The 16,927-nt window shown below is 62.9% G+C and carries 22 protein-coding genes; 10 read left to right on the top strand and 12 right to left on the bottom strand.

Going from position 1 to position 16,927, the window contains the following annotated elements:
• The first annotated feature begins 107 nt into the window (after positions 1–107).
• Positions 108–305, top strand: coding sequence for a hypothetical protein (locus DEJ54_RS10370; RefSeq protein WP_113154497.1), 198 nt, complete (start codon positions 108–110; stop codon positions 303–305).
• A gap of 24 nt (positions 306–329) precedes the next feature.
• On the opposite strand, the gene DEJ54_RS23715 is transcribed toward DEJ54_RS10370, so the two are convergent.
• From DEJ54_RS23715 to DEJ54_RS10350, 5 genes are all read right to left on the bottom strand, one after another.
• Positions 330–500 carry a VOC family protein gene (locus DEJ54_RS23715; protein ID WP_371685873.1) on the bottom strand — a complete coding sequence of 57 codons (171 nt, stop codon included), beginning with the start codon at positions 498–500 and terminating at the stop codon, positions 330–332.
• Positions 501–713, bottom strand: coding sequence for a hypothetical protein (locus DEJ54_RS23710; protein ID WP_371685872.1), 213 nt, complete (start codon positions 711–713; stop codon positions 501–503).
• Between the two features lie 78 nt (positions 714–791).
• A complete protein-coding gene (locus tag DEJ54_RS10360; protein ID WP_204360896.1) occupies positions 792–1,724 on the bottom strand; it encodes a glycine--tRNA ligase subunit alpha in 933 nt (310 codons plus the stop codon).
• 117 nt (positions 1,725–1,841) lie between these two features.
• Positions 1,842–3,887 carry a tetratricopeptide repeat protein gene (locus DEJ54_RS10355; RefSeq protein WP_113154495.1) on the bottom strand — a complete coding sequence of 682 codons (2,046 nt, stop codon included), beginning with the start codon at positions 3,885–3,887 and terminating at the stop codon, positions 1,842–1,844.
• Between the two features lie 127 nt (positions 3,888–4,014).
• Positions 4,015–5,028 carry a polyprenyl synthetase family protein gene (locus DEJ54_RS10350; protein ID WP_113154494.1) on the bottom strand — a complete coding sequence of 338 codons (1,014 nt, stop codon included), beginning with the start codon at positions 5,026–5,028 and terminating at the stop codon, positions 4,015–4,017.
• A 171-nt stretch (positions 5,029–5,199) separates the two neighbouring features.
• Between DEJ54_RS10350 and DEJ54_RS10345 the strand changes: the two genes are divergently transcribed.
• The 8 genes from DEJ54_RS10345 (at position 5,200) to DEJ54_RS10310 (ending at position 11,292) form a co-directional block, all read left to right on the top strand.
• Entirely contained in the window at positions 5,200–5,439 is a 240-nt protein-coding gene (locus tag DEJ54_RS10345) for a DUF2007 domain-containing protein (protein WP_113154493.1), read from the top strand.
• Positions 5,432–6,214, top strand: coding sequence for a tRNA1(Val) (adenine(37)-N6)-methyltransferase (locus DEJ54_RS10340; protein ID WP_113154492.1), 783 nt, complete (start codon positions 5,432–5,434; stop codon positions 6,212–6,214). The genes DEJ54_RS10345 and DEJ54_RS10340 overlap by 8 nt, the downstream gene beginning before the upstream one ends.
• 82 nt (positions 6,215–6,296) lie before the next feature.
• Complete coding sequence (locus DEJ54_RS10335; protein ID WP_113154491.1) at positions 6,297–7,172, top strand: S49 family peptidase; 876 nt, start codon at positions 6,297–6,299, stop codon at positions 7,170–7,172.
• An 84-nt stretch (positions 7,173–7,256) separates the two neighbouring features.
• Positions 7,257–7,442, top strand: a complete 186-nt coding sequence (locus tag DEJ54_RS10330; RefSeq protein WP_113154490.1) for an NfeD family protein — start codon at positions 7,257–7,259, stop codon at positions 7,440–7,442.
• Positions 7,443–7,542: 100 nt separating this feature from the next.
• Positions 7,543–8,442: a 4-(cytidine 5'-diphospho)-2-C-methyl-D-erythritol kinase gene (locus tag DEJ54_RS10325; protein WP_245447490.1), complete on the top strand. Its 900-nt coding sequence runs from the start codon at positions 7,543–7,545 to the stop codon at positions 8,440–8,442.
• Positions 8,420–8,974: a molybdenum cofactor biosynthesis protein B gene (gene moaB, locus DEJ54_RS10320; RefSeq protein WP_113154488.1), complete on the top strand. Its 555-nt coding sequence runs from the start codon at positions 8,420–8,422 to the stop codon at positions 8,972–8,974. Before DEJ54_RS10325 ends, moaB begins: the two co-directional genes overlap by 23 nt.
• Positions 8,975–9,204: 230 nt before the next feature.
• Positions 9,205–10,359, top strand: coding sequence for a PA0069 family radical SAM protein (locus tag DEJ54_RS10315; RefSeq protein ID WP_113154487.1), 1,155 nt, complete (start codon positions 9,205–9,207; stop codon positions 10,357–10,359).
• A 189-nt stretch (positions 10,360–10,548) separates the two neighbouring features.
• Entirely contained in the window at positions 10,549–11,292 is a 744-nt protein-coding gene (locus DEJ54_RS10310; protein ID WP_113154486.1) for a ribonuclease HII, read from the top strand.
• Here DEJ54_RS10310 and DEJ54_RS10305 read toward each other — a convergent pair.
• Positions 11,218–11,787 carry an NnrU family protein gene (locus DEJ54_RS10305; protein ID WP_113154485.1) on the bottom strand — a complete coding sequence of 190 codons (570 nt, stop codon included), beginning with the start codon at positions 11,785–11,787 and terminating at the stop codon, positions 11,218–11,220. The two genes, DEJ54_RS10310 and DEJ54_RS10305, sit on opposite strands and share 75 nt — an antisense overlap.
• Before the next feature lie 70 nt (positions 11,788–11,857).
• Here DEJ54_RS10305 and DEJ54_RS10300 point away from each other — a divergent pair, with 70 nt between their 5' ends.
• Positions 11,858–12,598 (top strand): TetR/AcrR family transcriptional regulator, encoded by a 741-nt coding sequence (locus DEJ54_RS10300; protein WP_113154484.1) that lies wholly within the window; start codon positions 11,858–11,860, stop codon positions 12,596–12,598.
• A 164-nt stretch (positions 12,599–12,762) separates the two neighbouring features.
• On the opposite strand, the gene DEJ54_RS10295 is transcribed toward DEJ54_RS10300, so the two are convergent.
• The 6 genes from DEJ54_RS10295 to DEJ54_RS10270 form a co-directional block, all read right to left on the bottom strand.
• Complete coding sequence (locus tag DEJ54_RS10295) at positions 12,763–13,242, bottom strand: F0F1 ATP synthase subunit B (protein ID WP_113154483.1); 480 nt, start codon at positions 13,240–13,242, stop codon at positions 12,763–12,765.
• Positions 13,243–13,251: 9 nt separating this feature from the next.
• Positions 13,252–13,833 carry a F0F1 ATP synthase subunit B gene (locus tag DEJ54_RS10290; protein WP_113154482.1) on the bottom strand — a complete coding sequence of 194 codons (582 nt, stop codon included), beginning with the start codon at positions 13,831–13,833 and terminating at the stop codon, positions 13,252–13,254.
• A 65-nt stretch (positions 13,834–13,898) separates the two neighbouring features.
• The gene (locus DEJ54_RS10285) at positions 13,899–14,123 is read right to left on the bottom strand and encodes a F0F1 ATP synthase subunit C (RefSeq protein ID WP_009451405.1); all 225 of its coding nucleotides are present in this window, start codon (positions 14,121–14,123) and stop codon (positions 13,899–13,901) included.
• 128 nt (positions 14,124–14,251) lie between these two features.
• Positions 14,252–15,001 (bottom strand): F0F1 ATP synthase subunit A, encoded by a 750-nt coding sequence (locus tag DEJ54_RS10280; protein WP_113154481.1) that lies wholly within the window; start codon positions 14,999–15,001, stop codon positions 14,252–14,254.
• Between the two features lie 39 nt (positions 15,002–15,040).
• Positions 15,041–15,394, bottom strand: a complete 354-nt coding sequence (locus DEJ54_RS10275) for an AtpZ/AtpI family protein (RefSeq protein ID WP_113154480.1) — start codon at positions 15,392–15,394, stop codon at positions 15,041–15,043.
• A 246-nt stretch (positions 15,395–15,640) separates the two neighbouring features.
• Positions 15,641–16,825: a cell wall hydrolase gene (locus DEJ54_RS10270; protein ID WP_113154479.1), complete on the bottom strand. Its 1,185-nt coding sequence runs from the start codon at positions 16,823–16,825 to the stop codon at positions 15,641–15,643.
• Positions 16,826–16,927 lie beyond the last annotated feature (102 nt).

The raw sequence follows: 16,927 nt of genomic DNA, 5'->3' as shown, positions 1-16,927 counted from the left end.
GGCAATAGCAACTCCGCCCGCCAATGTCACCCGCCACGACCCGGGAATGAACCTTTTCGTGCCGCAGCGCGACTGACCTGCATCAGTTCACACCCCGGACGAAGACAATGACAACCGCCTCAACGCTCCTGCATTCAATCGCGCTCAGCGCCTGCCTGACCATTCAGGCCGTGCCCGGCAGCAGCGAACGCCCCTCCGGCATACGCCGCGCCCTGCAGACCCTTTCGACACAGCAAACGGAACTCTGCGCCATGGCCGCTCCAGCCGATGCCGCGCATCTTGCAGGCCTGATCGGCCGCGCCTGACGGTCTTTTGTCCGGACCGGTGCTTCAGCTCATGTCAACAGGCGTCATCCAGCCAATCACCGCGCCACCCGGCTGGCGCAGAATGGCGATGCGGCCAACACCCGGCACATCGAAGGGCTCGCGCATCACCGATGCGCCGCCTGCCTTCGCTTTCTCAAGGGCGGCATCCACGTCATCCACCGAGAGATAGGACATCTAGTATTCCGGAACGCCGTCGAAATCCGGACCGGCCATGGTGAACATGCCACCCACCGGCGTTTCGCCAACCATGGCGATCCAGTAGGTCTGCCCGTTGCCCATGTCCATGTCGTCAAAGGTCCAGCCCACCGCATCCGCGTAGAAGCTCTTCATCTTCTCCGCGTCGCGGGTCATCAGTTCGTTCCAGTGGAAATGGCCATGCTGCGTCATGATCTCCTCCGTTGGCCCAAATGAAAAAGGGGCGCATCCATGATACGCCCCGCTTCATCATTCGCCAAAGGAGATTGATCAGGCCGCTGCCTTCTCCGCGCCGCCGGCATCGGTGAGCAGGAAGGCCTCACCGCAGGCCTTGGCCAGCTCGCGCACGCGCAGAATGTAGCTCTGGCGCTCCGTCACGGAGATCACGCCGCGCGCATCGAGCAGGTTGAACACATGGCTCGCCTTGATGCACTGATCATAGGCCGGGAACACGCATTTGTGCAGATTGCCCGCTTCCGCCGGCGCACCCGCCTCCAGGATCGCACGGCACTCGGCCTCCGCGTCCTTGAAGTGCTGGAACAGAATGTCCGTGTCGGCATATTCGAAGTTGAAGCGCGAATATTCCTGCTCGGCCTGCAGGAACACGTCGCCATAAGTCACCTTGGCGTCGCCTTCCAGGCCGTTGAAGTTGAGGTCGTAGACATTGTCCACGCCCTGCACGTACATGGCCAGCCGCTCAAGACCATAGGTCAACTCACCGGCAACGGGCGCGCATTCAATACCGCAGACCTGCTGGAAATAGGTAAACTGCGACACTTCCATACCGTCGCACCAGCACTCCCAGCCAAGCCCCCATGCGCCGAGCGTCGGGCTTTCCCAGTCGTCTTCCACGAAGCGCACATCATGCGTCGCCATGTCGAGGCCGATGGCCTCCAGCGAGCCGAGATAGAGCTCCTGCAGGTTGGACGGGTTCGGCTTCAGGATGACCTGATACTGATAATAGTGCTGGAGCCGGTTCGGGTTTTCGCCATAGCGGCCATCCGCCGGGCGGCGCGAAGGCTGCACATAGGCCGCGTTCCACGGCTTCGGGCCGAGCGAGCGCAGCGTCGTGGCCGGGTGAAACGTGCCCGCGCCCACTTCCATGTCGTAGGGCTGCAGAATGACGCAGCCATGCGAGGCCCAGTAATTGTGCAGGGTCAGAATGAGGCCCTGAAACGAGCGCGTGGGGTGCGTGTTGGGCAGGTCGGTGCTGGGGGCGTTCACAATGCTTCTCCGGGTGGATTCCGGGCTTCTCCGGGGTGGATGCCGGCTCGTCCTATTCCGCGCCCCGGCAAGCGTCAAGGCGCGGAGGACACGAACTCATTCCGGGAGCCGGATTTCCTGCCCTGCCCTGAGCAGGTCGGGATTGCTCTTGAGCGCCGGATTGATCGCCAGAATGTCACGGAACCGCTCGCCATCGCCAAGCTGGTCGACAGCGATGGACCAGAGCGTCTCACCGGGCTTGATGGTGTACATCGCACCACCCGTCGCAGCCTTCTGCGGCGTTTCGGGAGACTTCGCCTCGCTCTCGGGCTCTGCTTCCGGTTCCACCGTTTCAGGCGCAGGCGCAGCCTCGGCTGTGGCGCTCTCGTCGGTTTTCACCGCGTCCACCGGTGAAACCTCGGCAAGGCGCTTCCGGTCTTCTTCTGGCAGACCGTCCTTGAGCTTCTTCTCCACCTCGGCCAGCAGGTCCGGCTCGGGATCGAGATCACGCGCATGCGCCCACTGATAGGTGGCTTCGAGCTTGCGGCCCGTGCGCCAGTAGGCGTCACCCAGATGGTCGTTGAGCACCGGATCTTCCGGCCGCAGCGCCACCGCGCGTTCCAGCTCGCTTGCCGCTTCTTCATAACGGCCAAGCCGGTAATGCGCCCAGCCAAGCGAATCGACGATGTAGCCATCATTGGGGCGCAGCTCGACCGCGCGCTCGATGAGCTTCATCCCCTCTTCCAGCTTCATGTTCATGTCGACCCAGGAATAGCCCAGATAGTTCAGAACCTGCGGCTGGTCGGGATAAAGCTCCAGCGCCTTGAAGAAATTCGGCTCCGCCTTCTCCCACTCTTTCAGCCGCTCATAGGCGATGCCGCGCTGGTAGAAGAGGCTCCAGTCCTCGCGTTCCGGGTCTTCGACACGCTCGACCGCGCGGTCATAGACCTTCGCCGCCGATGCATAATCCTTCTGCACCGCATAGACGCGCCCCAGCGCCAGATAGGCGCGAATGTCGTCGGGATCCTGCTCGATTGCCGTGTTGAGGAAGGTCTCCGCCTCTTCATGGCGGTCGAGATCAGCCAGGTTCAGACCGGTCTGCAGTTCCGCAAGACGCCGCCAGGGCGACCCGTCGCCGATCCGCTCATAGAAGGCGATGGCCTTTTCCGGCTCGCTCTGCTGCTCGGCGAGCGAAGCAAGCTGGATCAGAATGTCGTCATTGTCGGGCGTGAGCACCAGCGCATAGTTGAGATAGAGCTTCACGAAGGGCTCGCCGCCGCCACGGTTGAGCGCGGTCGCGATGTTGAGGAGAATTTCGGCTGCACCCGCGCGCGCATCGGCTACCGGCACGACAACCTCTTCGCCGGCCTCGATGTTTTCACGCAGAATGGTCGTCGCAGCGCGGCCCGTAATATAGGTCTCGCCCTTGTCGAGCGCGGCGAGCGCCTTTTCCTTCTCGCCGCGCGAGGCGAGCCATGCGGCATAGGTTTCAGCCGCGCGCATATAGGTGTCCGGGCCGGCGGATGCCGACGCCACGTCGCTCAGCAGAGCGTCGAAGGCCTTCTCCGCCTCCTCGTTCATGCCGCTCTGCATCTTGATCAGCGCATCATGATAGGTGCTGAACAGACGATACCACTCCGGCCCTTCCAGCTCGTCCAGCGCCTTCAGCGCCTCGTCGGAATTGCCTTCGCCCACCTTGCTCCATGAAGACATGATGGAGGTGATCAGCCGATCGAGATCCGATTCCAGAACCAGCTTCAGCCAGTCTCCGGCCTCTTCGTATTTTTCATTGCGCAGCGCATCCACCGCAAGGCCGAGGCGCGAGAAGCGCTCGATCTCGGGCACGGATTTAAGCGAACGCATATGCGGAAGCGCCGCCTCGAAGCGGCCTTCCGAAACCAGTGAGAGAAGCAGGCTCTGCTGGATCACCTGATTGTCGGGTTCGAAGGAAAGCGCGCGCTCGTAATAATCGATGGCGCTGTCGAGATCATTGTCGGCTTCCGCCGCTCTGGCGGCAAGGAACGCGCCGGAGAAGGAGGAGATCGAGATCAGATCGTTATCGTCCACCCCGCCTTCCTTGGCAGACCCCGCCTGGGGCGCAAGAGCGAGAAATCCCGCCAGACCAACCGTTGCCAACAGTCTCGAGTTGATGCGCTTTCTCATTTACCGTCCCGCTGCATGCTGCCCTCGTCTCTTGTTCCTCCGCCAAAGCGAAGACGCAGGGAATCCCTTCCCGTCTTGCAGACAAGCATGGCCTTTTTGCGGAAGCGCTTCAACGTCAAGAATTACTTTAGGTCACCCGGCTGATGCAGAAGTCGATCACGTCAAGGAGCGCGTCTTTCTGCGGTGTATTCTCCAGCGGAGCGAGCGCATCGCGGGCGATTTCGCCGAAATGGCGCGCCCGGCCGATCGTATCGCCGATCGCACCGTGTTTCTGCATCAGGGTCATTGCCTTTTCCAGCGCCGCGTCATCGCACTGGTTGTCCTCGATGGCGCTCTTCCAGAATGCGCGCTCTTCGGGGCTGCCACGGCGATAGCTCAGGATCACCGGCAGGGTCACCTTGCCCTCGCGGAAGTCGTCGCCGACATTCTTGCCGAGGTCCGAGCTCTTGCCGCCATAATCCAGCGCATCGTCGACCAGCTGGAAGGCAAGGCCGAGATTGGTGCCGTAAGAGCGTAATGCGGCGCGGTCGTTGCGGGTCGCGCCTGCGACCACGGGGCCGACTTCCGCCGCTGCCGAGAACAGGGCCGCCGTCTTCGCCTTGATGACCGCGAGATAGTCGTCCTCGGTGGTCTCCAGGTTCTTGGCGACGCTGAGCTGCAGCACCTCGCCCTCGGCAATCACCGAAGCGGCGGTCGACAGGATGTCGAGTGCCTCAAGCGAGCCGACTTCAACCATCATGCGGAACGCCTGACCGAGCAGGAAGTCGCCCACCAGAACGCTTGCCTGGTTGCCCCAGATCATGCGCGCGGTCTTGCGGCCACGGCGCAGATCGCTTTCATCCACCACATCGTCGTGCAAAAGCGTTGCCGTGTGCATGAACTCGACGCTGGTGGCGAGCTTCACATGTCCCTCGCCCGAATAGCCGAACATCTGGGCTGCGGCGAGCGTCACCATCGGACGCAGGCGCTTGCCACCGGAATCGATCAGGTGCTTTGCAAGTTCGGGGATGAGTTCCACATCCGAGCCCGCTTTGGAGAGAATCAGCTCGTTTACACGCGCCATCTCGTCGGCGGTCAGCTCCATGAGGCTGGCGACGGAGGCAGCGCCGCGCTTGCCGTCAAGATTCAATACTACACCCACAGATGGTCCTCCAATTGCGGCAGGGCCGGAACTTCTTAGCCGGAACTCATAAACGTTCAACGCAATCTAGTGCCCCCTGCCCCAGAGGAGCAAGCGGCGAATGCGCGCGGGGTAACCCCGGTTATTCACGAAGTCGTTTACAGCCGTGGCGCAAACTGTCAACGTCGCGGCATGTTCGAGCTTGTCCGCACCAACGATCCCGTCGTCATTTCCTTCGTCCAGAGCCTGCTGCGCGATGCGGGCATTGCCTGTTTCGTCGCCGACCAGAACATGAGCATTCTGGAAGGGTCGCTCGGCATCTTGCCAAAGCGCATCCTGATAGACGAGGAAGATCGTCAGGCGGCCCATCAGCTGCTTGAGGATGCGGGCATAGAACACGAGATGCGCAGCAGCGACAGAGACAATGACTGAAACGGTTCCCGACGCGGCCTGCAGCGTCGATTCTTTCCATCGGGACGCTTTCCGTCTGGTCCAGCCCGTGCGGCGCGGCCATCGCGCCGGTGTGGACGCGATGCTGGTGGCGTCCGCGCTTCCGGGCAGTTTCAGCGGTGCCGTCGCCGATCTGGGCGCGGGCGCAGGCGCTGCCGGCTTTGCCGTGGCCGCCCGCTGCCCGCAGACGCGCATCACCCTTGTCGAAAACGCGCCTGAAATGGCCGGTTTCGCCCGCCGCAGCATCGCTCTTGCGCAAAACAGCGCCCTTGCCACCCGTATCTCCGTGCTCGAAGCCGACGTAACGCTGACCGGAACGGCCCGTGAAGCCGCAGGCCTTGGCCGCGATGCGTTTTCCGGCGTCGTCATGAACCCGCCTTTCAACAGCGCCAGCGACCGCGCCACGCCCGATGCGCTGAAGCGGGCGGCGCATGTGATGGCCGACGATCTGTTCGAGACATGGCTGCGCACCGCCGCCGCCATCACCGCGCCCGGCGGGCTTCTGGCGCTGATCGCCCGCCCTGCCTCTCTGGCCGCAATTCTTGCCGCGCTGGAGGGCCGTTTCGGCGGCGCGCGCATCGTGCCGGTGCATGGTCGGGCCGAAAGCCCCGCGATCCGCATTTTGATTCGCGCCCGGAAGGGAAACCGCGCCGGCCTCACGCTGGAGCCGCCGCTTGTCCTGCGCGACCGCGACGACCAGGTAACCGAACGCGCCGAGGCGCTGACCAATGGCCGGGCGGCGCTTTTTGGTGATTGAGCGCGCTTCGCCATTGCACGGCCCGCGCAAATGCCTACATGCTTTTGAGCTGTAATCCCTGTCATCCGGAGCAACAGAGCCCTTGCGACGCTTCTTCAGCCGTCTTCTTCCCAAAAGCCTGCGCGGCAATACGGTCACCATTCCCGTGATCCGGCTTTCCGGCGCAATCATGCCGTCGAGCAGCGCCTTTCGCCAGAATCTGTCGCTGGCGACCACGGCCGCCGTGATCGAGCGCGCCTTTTCCATGCCGGATGCGCCGGCCGTCGCCATCTCGCTGAATTCGCCCGGCGGCTCGCCCGTGCAGTCCCGCCTGATCTTCCGCCGCATCCGCGATCTCGCGACGGAGAAGAACAAGAAGGTCTTCGTCTTTGTTGAGGATGTGGCGGCCTCCGGCGGCTACATGATCGCCATTGCCGGCGACGAGATCATCGTCGACCCCTCTTCCATCGTCGGCTCCATCGGTGTCGTCTCCGCCGGTTTCGGCTTCCCGGAGATGCTTAAGAAGATCGGCGTCGAGCGGCGCGTGCACACGGCCGGCCAGAACAAGGCGATCCTCGATCCCTTCCAGCCGGAGAAGAAGGAAGACGTGGAGCGCCTCAAATCGCTCCAGCTCGAAATCCACGACACGTTCATCAATCTGGTGAAAGAACGCCGTGGCGCAAAGCTCGCCGAGGATGGCGATCTCTTCACCGGCGCATTCTGGACCGGCGAAAGCGCCCTGAAACTGGGGCTTGTGGACGGCATCGGCGACATGCGCTCGGTGCTCAAGGAACGTTATGGCGAAAAGACCAAACTCGCCCTCATCACCCAGCCGCGTGGCCTGTTCGGCCGCAAGCTTGGCATTGCCGGCAGCGCCGGCGGCCTGCCCGATCTCGGGGCGGCCTTTGCCGGCAACGCAGCCTCCGGTCTACTGGAAGCAGCAGAGGAACAGGCGCTGTGGCGTCGCTACGGGCTTTGACCCGGCGCCGCGCCGGATCAAAGCGTCCTTTGTGCGTCCGAATGGATGCGCTAAACTCGGTGGCATGAAACCGGAGGATCGACAATGCCCCAACTGATCTTCTTCGCCGCAGTCGGCGTTGTGGCCTATGTGGGCTATCGCAAATTCGTCCGCGAGGCCGAACGCGTGACCGCAAAAGCCCGCCGCGCCCGCAAGGAAGCGGCCAATGGCAGCATGGGAACACTGGTATACGATCCCAAGACGGGCGAATATCGCGTTCCCAAAGACTAGAGCATTCATGCAGATAGAGCATCGGGATAACTGAAAACCGGTTTCCACGTTTTCGGTCCGGTGCTCCCTCCATCTTCAAGGTCAGGAACCGGCCCCTCACATGTCCCCACACGGCAGCATGATCGCGCCCGCCAAGGTGAATCTGGCACTGCATGTCGTCGGAAGACGCGCGGACGGGTTTCATCTGCTCGATACGCTGGTGGCCTTCACCGGCGATGGCGATCTTCTGGAAGTGGAAGACGGCGCGGAAGACGATTTCTTCGTATCGGGCCATTACGCCGCCCATGTGCCCATCGGGTCCGGCAATCTCGTCACCCGCGCCCGCGACCTCCTGCGCGAGACCTTCGGCGGCGATGCGCATGCGCCGGTGCGGCTCCATCTGGAAAAGAACCTGCCCGTTGCCTCGGGCGTTGGCGGCGGCTCCGCCGATGCGGCTGCGGCCCTGCGCCTGCTCGCCCGCCACTGGGACCTCGCCATAAACGAGACCGATCTCATCCGGCTGGGCCTCCGGCTTGGGGCGGACGTGCCCATGTGCCTTGCCTCCAAACCCCTCATCGCGCGCGGCATCGGTGAGGCTCTGGAAACGATCCCCGCCTTCCCCGCCCTGCCGCTCGTTCTGGTGAACCCCAACATTCCGCTCTCAACGCCTGAAGTCTTTTCAGCGCTTGAGCGGCGCGACAACGCTCCCCTTCCCGCCCTTGAGGACCTGCCCGACGCCGCAACGGCCGTCCGCTGGCTGGATGGCGCGCGCAACGATCTGGAAATGCCGGCGCGCCGCCTCGTGCCCCAGATCGAAGATGGTCTTGGCGCTCTCAGGCGGGCCGGCGCGCTGACCGCGCGCATGTCGGGCTCTGGCGCCACCTGTTTCGGCATTTTCTCATCAGCGGATGCGGCAGCGCGCGCCCGGCGCGCCCTTGCCTGCGAACATCCCGAATGGTTCGTCCTTGAAACCGAAACCCTTGCAGCGGAGCAGCCAGATGCTGACCACGCCCACCCGTGAATTCATCCCCGTGCGCTTCGCCGTTCTCACCGTCTCGGACACGCGCGGGCTCGAAGATGACCGCTCCGGCCAGACGCTTGCCGAACGCATCGAGGAGGCGGGCCACACGCTCACCGACCGCAAAATCGTTGCCGACGATGTCGAGGCCATCCGCATGGCCGTCAAACTCTGGTGCGCCGATGCCGGCATCGATGCCGTCATCACCACCGGCGGCACCGGTTTCACCGGTCGCGATGTGACGCCCGAAGCGCTCGAACCGCTGTTCGACAAGCGCATGGATGGCTTTTCGCATGTCTTCCACCGCATCTCTTTTGAGAAGATCGGCACCTCCACCATCCAGTCGCGCGCAACCGCCGGCCTCATCGACCAGACCTTCGTCTTCGCCCTGCCCGGCTCCACGGGCGCCTGCCGCGATGCCTGGGACGGCATCCTCAGGGACCAGTTCGACTACCGCCACATGCCCTGCAATTTCGTGGAAATCATGCCGCGACTTGCCGAGCATCTGAAGCGCGGCGGCGGCAAGTCCGCCTGAGCCGCACCCCACCTCTTCAAAAACCTGTTTCAGGCCAGGCTGGCATCCACATGGATGCTGGTTCCTGACGCCTGTGGATAAACAGGGCTGTTCCGTTCCCCGATTAAAGTTCTTGCTTTGTTCTCATTTGTTCGATAGGAATAGATTCATCGGCAGCGATGCTGATTCCGCTTTCCGCCAGTTCCCGCGTTCCAGAAAGCCGGCCACATCGCCCAGGCATGGAGTGACCCATGGAACAGATGACCAGAGCAGATACGGCCGCCTTCAATGGCGGTGGCGCCGCGGTGGCCAACACGGTGATCGACCGGTCCGGCATCCGCATCGATGCCGAACGCCGGCGCGGTCGCGCCGCAGGCATCAACCCGTCGGGACGTTACGAACCGGTGTCGCGGCATGTCTTCGATGATGGCTGGGGTTCCATTGAGGAACTGCCGCCCTTCAAGACCGAAGTGCAGGTGGAAAAGCCGCGCACCATCATCACGCGCAACAGCTCGCCGGACATTTCCTTCGACCGGTCCATCAATCCCTATCGCGGCTGCGAGCATGGCTGCGTCTACTGCTTCGCACGTCCCACCCACGCCTATATGGGGCTTTCGGCCGGGCTCGACTTCGAGGCAAAACTGTTTGCCAAGCCGGATGCCGCCCGCCTTCTGGAGCGTGAGATCGCAAAGCCCGGCTATGAGCCGCGCACCATCGCCATCGGCACCAACACCGACCCCTACCAGCCCATCGAGAAGAAATACCGCATCATGCGCGAGATTCTCGAAGTGCTGGAGGCGCACAAACATCCGGTCGGCATCGTCACCAAGTCTGCGCTCGTCATGCGTGACATGGACATCCTCTCCCGCATGGCCGAGCAGGGGCTGGCCAAGGTCGCACTCTCCGTCACCACGCTCGACCGCAAGCTGGCGCGCACCATGGAACCGCGTGCCGCCACCCCGTCGCGCCGGCTGGAAACGGTGCGCGCGCTGACGGAGGCAGGCATCCCCACCTCCGTGATGATGGGCCCCGTCATTCCCGGCCTCACCGATTGCGAGATCGAGCGCATTCTGGAATCGGCAGCGACCGCCGGCGCGCGTGAGGCGGGTTACATCATCCTGCGCCTGCCGCTGGAGGTGAGCCCCATCTTCAAGGAATGGCTGCTGCGCCATGCGCCCGATCGTTATCGCCATGTCGTTTCGCTGATCCGCTCCATGCGTGGCGGAAAGGATTACGACGCCCAGTGGGGCAAGCGGATGAAAGGCGCCGGCCCCTATGCCTGGCAGATCGGTCGCCGGTTCGAGATCGCCGCCAAACGGCTTGGCCTCAATCAGGAGAAGCGCCGGCTGAGGAGTGACCTCTTCACCCCGCCCACACCGGGAGGCGAGCAGCTCATGCTTCTCTAGGTTCCCTTGCGTCCACTCCAGCGCCACCGGACCCGCCTCTCCACATGAACACCGCCGCGCTCCGGCGCGGCGCAGAAATCCCGTCAGGCTTTGCATCCCCGTGGGCCGACGGAAGCTTCCCGGCTTTTCCGCCCCTTGCGCCGGGAAGACCTTGCGGAGAATCGGAACCGATGCGAGCATCGCCGCACCATGGCTCGTACGCGTTCCGATTCTCCCACTCTCTTCGACCTCCCCGTTCGTCCCGATTTCCAGATGGAAGCGGCACTCATGCGCGAAGGCATGGCGCCTGTCGCCGGTCTGGATGAGGCCGGCCGCGGCCCGCTTGCCGGTCCCGTGGTGGCCGCCGCCGTCATTCTGGATGGCAACCGGCTGCCCGAAGGGCTGGACGATTCCAAGCGTCTCTCCGCCGAGGCGCGCGACCGTCTCTATGAGAACATTCTGGACATGGCGGTCAGCGTGTCCGTCGCCTCTCTTTGCGCGACCAGCATCGACGAAACCAACATTCTGCGTGCGAGCCTTGAGGCCATGCGTCGCGCAACCGCAGGTCTCTGCGTCACACCGCTCTTTGCCCTTGCAGACGGGCGCGATGTGCCGCCCGGCCTCTGTTGCCCGGCGCGCGCCGTCGTCAAGGGCGATCAGCGCAGCCAGTCCATCGCCGCAGCCTCCATCGTCGCCAAGGTCACACGCGACCGCATGATGGGCCGGGCAAGCGAAATCGCCCCGCCATATGGGTTCGAAGCCCATATGGGTTATGGCACCAAACGGCACCGCACGGCGATCACCGAGCACGGTGCAGTGCTTCGCCTGCACCGCATGACCTTTGCGCCCCTGCGCGATCTGAACGCGCCCTCGCCCTCCTCAGAGAGGCGAGACGCCGATCAGCCACTCATGGAGCCCGGCGACAAAAATTCCGTAGATCGCGAGCCCGCCTAAAACCGCCACTGCATCCCCGGCCCACCCGGCGGGAACCTTCGCAGACGAACTGGCGGGACGCGCACGTGCCGACCGCCAGTCGATGACCGCCCACAGCGCGAAACTGCCGAACAGGATCACATCGGCAAACGTGCCGTTCGCCATCAGATGGGCCAGCGCCCAGAGGATGGTCGCCACCAGCATGGGATGCCCCACGGCAGCCCTGATGCGGCTCGGCACATAGGCGGCAATCAGCAACGGAAAGACCGGCAGAAGCACGAGCAGCGCCACATGCCGCAGCGCAAGCGGCGGCGCATAAACCAAACCCGGGTCCATGCGCGCCAGCCCATAGCCCCAGACGATGAGCGCAAAGCCTGCGAGCGATACTGCCGTATAGGGCAACAGCCAGGCGTTTTTGCCCCGCTCCGCCATCACCCGGGCGCGCATCTCCGGCGCGACGATCCGCAGCGAATGCATTGCGAGGAAAAGCACCAGTCCAGCCACCAGCACGGTCATGCGTATCTCCGTTTGCGCATCTCAGTTCAGTTAGATACTATAACTAAAACTATTATCTGTAACGGACAATATGAAACCTGCCGACGATATCCCCACGCTGACCCGCAAGGAGATGCAGCGCGCCGCCACATTCCGCGAGATTCACGACATCGCCCGCGCCCTGCTGGTCGAGCAGGGCAGCGCTGCCGTCACCATCAACGCGATCGCCCGCCGCATGGGCATGAGCGGCCCTGCCCTCTACCGCTACCATCCAAGCCAGGCGGCCCTCATCGAGGCGCTCCGCAGGGAGTTCTTCAACGAGCTGGTGGCGCATATGCGCCAGGCCGCATCACTGCCACATGCCGACACGCCTGCACGCCGTCTCGGGGCCACATGCCGCGCCCTGCGACGCTGGGCGCTTGATCATTCGGCCGAGTTCGGTTGGCTGTTTGCAAGCCCGGTGGAGACGAAGGGCGATGCCGCCGCGCCCCTCTACGATGACGCGGCAAGCTGCGGTGCATTTGGAGAGGTGTTTCTCGAACAGGTTGCCGAGATATGGGAGACGCAGCGTTTCCCCATTCCGAACCTCGACGACATGCCCCCCGTTCAGGTGGAGCAGCTCATCGCCTTCAGCGAGAAGAACGGGAACATCCTGCCGCCCGACGCGGCGCATGTTTTCCTAAAATGCTGGATCCGCCTCTATGGGCATCTGTGCATGGAAGTGTTCGGGCAGATGGCCTTCGCCTATACGGACATGGAGCCAGCCTTCGAGGAATGCCTGAGCGAGCTCTGTACGCTTCTGGACGTGCCCTATGAGCCCGCGCCCGCGTGATGCATTTACTGCCTGTAAGCCGATGAGAACGCACGGCTTGTGAAGGCATCCGCTTCCCGCAACTGCCCGACCGGAAAGCCCTTCACCGCCCTGCAGAATTCTGCACAAACAAAAACGCCGCCGGAGACCGGCGGCGTTTTTGAGATTTCGTCTGGAAAAGCCGATCAGTTCAGCTTCGCCTTAACGTCCTGAAGCGAAGCCTTGAAGAGATCGCCACTGGTCTTGGCGTCCACCTTGTCGGCCAGAACGGCGCGAGCTGCTTCCACGGCCAGATCGACGGCGCTTGCGCGCACTTCGTTGACCGCATCCACTTCAGCCTGCTCGATCTTCTGTTCGGCCAGAGCGGTCCGGCGGGCGACATACTCGTCCGTCTTCTGCTTGGCTTCCTTGACGATCAGCTCGGCCTCGTGCTTGGCGGCACTGACGATGTCCTGCGCCTCCTGCTCGGCTTCCTGCCGCTTGCGCTGGTATTCGGCGAGCAGCTGCTGCGCGTCTTCACGCAGCTTGCGCGCTTCGTCCAGCTCGTTGCGGATGCGCTCGGCGCGTCCGTCGAGCGCGCCGTTGATCATCCCCGGCACCTTGAAGTAGGCAAGAACGCCCAGGAAGATGATCAGGGCAATAAACGCCCAGAATGTCGCGTCCATGGCCTTCTCCTACTGCTTGACGGCCTTGACGGCAGCTTTCGCTGCAGTCGTGTCGAGCCGGCCGCCGACCAGTTCCTGAACGATGGATGCCGCCGTGTCTTCAGCGATGGCGCCCACGTCCTTCATGGCCGTTTCCTTGATCGAAGCAATGCGCTCCTCGGCTTTGGCGAGCTTGGCATCGAGATCCTTCTCGATCTGCTGACGCTCGGCGTCCGCTTCCACCTTTGCGGCGTCGCGGGCTTCCTGACCGATGACATTGGCTTTCTTGCGAGCGTCGGCGAGTTCCTGCTCATAGGCAGCAACAGCCTGATCCGCCTCTTCCTTCATCCGCGCAGCCTGGTCGAGGTCCTGGGCAATGCGGTCACGCCGCACTTCCAGAATGCCGCCGATACGCGGCAGCACAACGCGCTTGAGGAACAGGTAGAACAGCCCGAAAGTGATCGCCAGCCACAGAATCTGCGACGGGAATGTGGACGAATCGAAGGGCGGGAAGCCAGCTTCGTGAGCGCCTTCCGACGCCACGCCGGTTTCCGAATGGGTCGCTTCCGCGGCGTCCTGCGCCGAGGCTGCGAATGCCGATGCCACAAACATTGTCTACCTCTCTTAAAACCGGCCGGACGCCCTTGAGCGGCCGGCCACGCACGCGAATGGCGCGCTTAGGTGAAGAGGAGGAGCAGAGCGATGAGCAGCGAGAAGATGCCGAGTGCTTCCGTCACGGCGAAGCCGAAGATCAGGCGGCCGAACTGACCGTCTGCTGCCGACGGGTTGCGCAGTGCGCCCGAGAGGTAGCTGCCGAAGATGTTGCCGAGGCCGAGTGCTGCACCAGCCATGCCGAGACAGGCGATACCGGCGCCAATAGCCTTTGCTGCTTCTACTTCCATTTTGAAACTCCTTGTAATCGCGGATTTGCGTGTTTTCTTCAGACTTGGCGGAAGACCGCCGGTGAAACCTGTTTTCCTCTACCCGCCCTTTCAGGGCCGGAACGAAGCCAGTCGTTGGAACCTCTTGATCAGTGGCCGGGATGGACGGCGTCGTTCAGATACATGCAGGTCAGGACGGCAAAGACGTAGGCCTGCATGAAGGCGACGAGGAACTCGAGGCCGGTAATCGCAACCGTCATGATGAGCGGCAGCACGGCACCGGCGGCTCCGGCAACGCCGAACGCACTCAACGAAGTGACGAAGCCGGCGAATACCTTGAGCGTGATGTGACCGGCCAGCATGTTGGCGAACAGACGAACCGAAAGGCTGACGGGGCGCGAAAGGAACGAGACAATCTCGATCAGCACCACCAGCGGAACGACAACAGCGGGAACCCCCTGTGGCACGAACAGCTTGAGGAAGCCGAAACCGTGTTTCAGGAAGCCGTATACGACCACGGTACCGATCACCAGAAGCGCAAGCGCAAAGGTGACGATGATGTGGCTGGTCACGGTGAAGAAATATGGGAACAGGCCAAGCAGGTTGGCCATCAGGACGAACATGAAGATGGAGAACACGAACGGGAAGAACCGCATCCCGTGCGATCCTGCCGAATCTCTCAACATGGACGCCACGAATTCGTAGGACATCTCCGAGATCGACTGCAGCCGGCCGGGCACCAGGCCGCGGCTGGAGGTCGTCAGGAAGAGAAATGCGCCGGCGGCAACCACCGTCGCAACCATGAAGGCGGAGGAGTTGGTAAAGGAGAAATCCAGTCCGCCGACCTCAATCGGAATCCATTTGGAGATCTGGAACTGATGGATCGGATCGTTGGCCACCTGGACCCCCTCGCTTCTATAATGGCGCTCTTGCGCCGTTCACTTCTTCTCGGGATCCTGCCCGCTCTGCGACGAGCGAACCCCGAATTCAGCAATTTGTCCTGACGAACGCAGGACATTAAGAACCCCTGCCCCAAAACCGAGGAGCAGGAAAATGATAAGCCCCCAGGGCGACGTTCCGGCAAAATGGTCGATGCCCCATCCAAGAGCAGCGCCGACACCAACGCCGGCAATGAACTCGCTGGATAGTCTGAGCGCCTGTCCGACGCCCGCCATATCGCCCTTCGTCTTCCCCTCGTCGCCGTCCCGCGATTCCGGCCGTTTTTCTGCGAGTGCCTTCTCCAGATCCGCGCGCCGGCGTTCCAATTCGTCCGGCTGATCCTTGTTGGCCACCGCAATCTCCGTACCGGGTTTGCTGGTCAGCGGCTATCCGCTTGAAAGTCGCGCGCAACATAGTGAGCGCCCTCGCCCCAGTCAAGCCGCTGTTGCAGCCATTCACAAAGGCGAAAAGGCATTCAAAAACAATGCGATGTTTTGCTGCGACAATGCGCGCAGCGCCAAATGGCGCGCTGAGAACGGGAATCGCGGCGGGTCATCGGTAAATTCCGCCCGCCGCGCGACCCCGTTTGAAAGGCCGGATCAGTTCCAGCCGCCGCCATAAGTGCGGTAGAAAATGTGCTGCCCGATCTTTTTCATGCGCTGCATCGCGCCCGCCCAGCGGGGGTGCACATAGGTCGCGTGGTAATGGGTGGAGGAGCCAACCTCCGGCAGCCAGATCTTGCCGGCCGTCGTCGCCATCGCCACGTCCTGCGCGGTCTTGAAGTGGCCCGGGCTCTTCACCCGGTCACGAATGCCGTCGCAGGCGAAGGAAAACTGGCAGCGATTGCGCCATTTCTCGTTCTGATAGACCACGCCACAAATGCTGTTCGGATAGGTGGGATTGCGCACGCGGTTCAAGATGACCTGCGCAACGGCGGCCTGTCCCTCGACCGATTCTCCGCGCGCCTCGAAATAGATGCCGGCAGCCAGACACTGCTGCTCGCGGTCCGAAAACACTTCGGCAGGCAGCGGGCTGCGCGCCCATGGATGATCCTTGGCGCTGACCGGCGGAATGAAGCGGCCGCCCTGCGGCTCTTCCTCACGCAGAATGCTGGCGAAGGGCGAGGCCTTCGCATAGTCCGGCTCCGGCGGCGCATAGGCGGTCGCCAGAATGTCGGCGCGGTCATTGTTGACCAGCGCCGCAATCGCCCGCGGCATGTCCGGATCGGCCCTCTTGTCACGCTTCATGTAAAAGGCGGAGGCGATGCGCACCTCTTCGCCCTGAATGTCCGGCTTCACGAAGGCCATCAGCTTCTGGTCGGCCTTCGGTTTCTCGAGAAGGAAGCTGGTTTTCTCAAAAATCGTACCCGCCTCGAACAGGCGCGGCGGCTGAACCGGCATCACCTGCACCAGACGGCCGGTCTTGTCGGCGCGGTTGATGCGCGCCTCGTCCGGCGTCGTGCCGGTGAAACCCTTCTTGCCGCGAAACGCCACCGCGCCAATGCCAGGTGCAGCGATGCCCGAGCCGGAAATGCTGCCCGTCTTCAGATCGCCGTCAATGAAAGGCATCTCGGCCTGATGAATGGAACCGGCTACCGATTTCTCCAGATAGGCGGCCCAGCGCGGCGCCGCACTCTCCTCTCCAGAAACCAGCCCGGCTATGTCCTGATGTGCGACCACGCCCGGAAAGCCGATCCAGAACCCCAGCGCCACCACTGCCGGCGCGAGAAGCGAACGTGATTCTCCATCCGCTTTACGCGGTACATTTCCTGTCCGACGAAGCACCCACACTCTCCGCTACGCAACTCGACCCAATTGCAAAAACCATAATTGGTTAACCTTGATCACTGGTTAACGCGGTCGAATGCGTGCCCGCAGGCAGACACA

Origin of the sequence: Nitratireductor sp. OM-1, assembly GCF_003296175.1 — a bacterium.
Taxonomy (GTDB): domain Bacteria; phylum Pseudomonadota; class Alphaproteobacteria; order Rhizobiales; family Rhizobiaceae; genus Nitratireductor; species Nitratireductor aquimarinus.
This window is presented reverse-complemented; position numbering and strand designations above follow the sequence as displayed.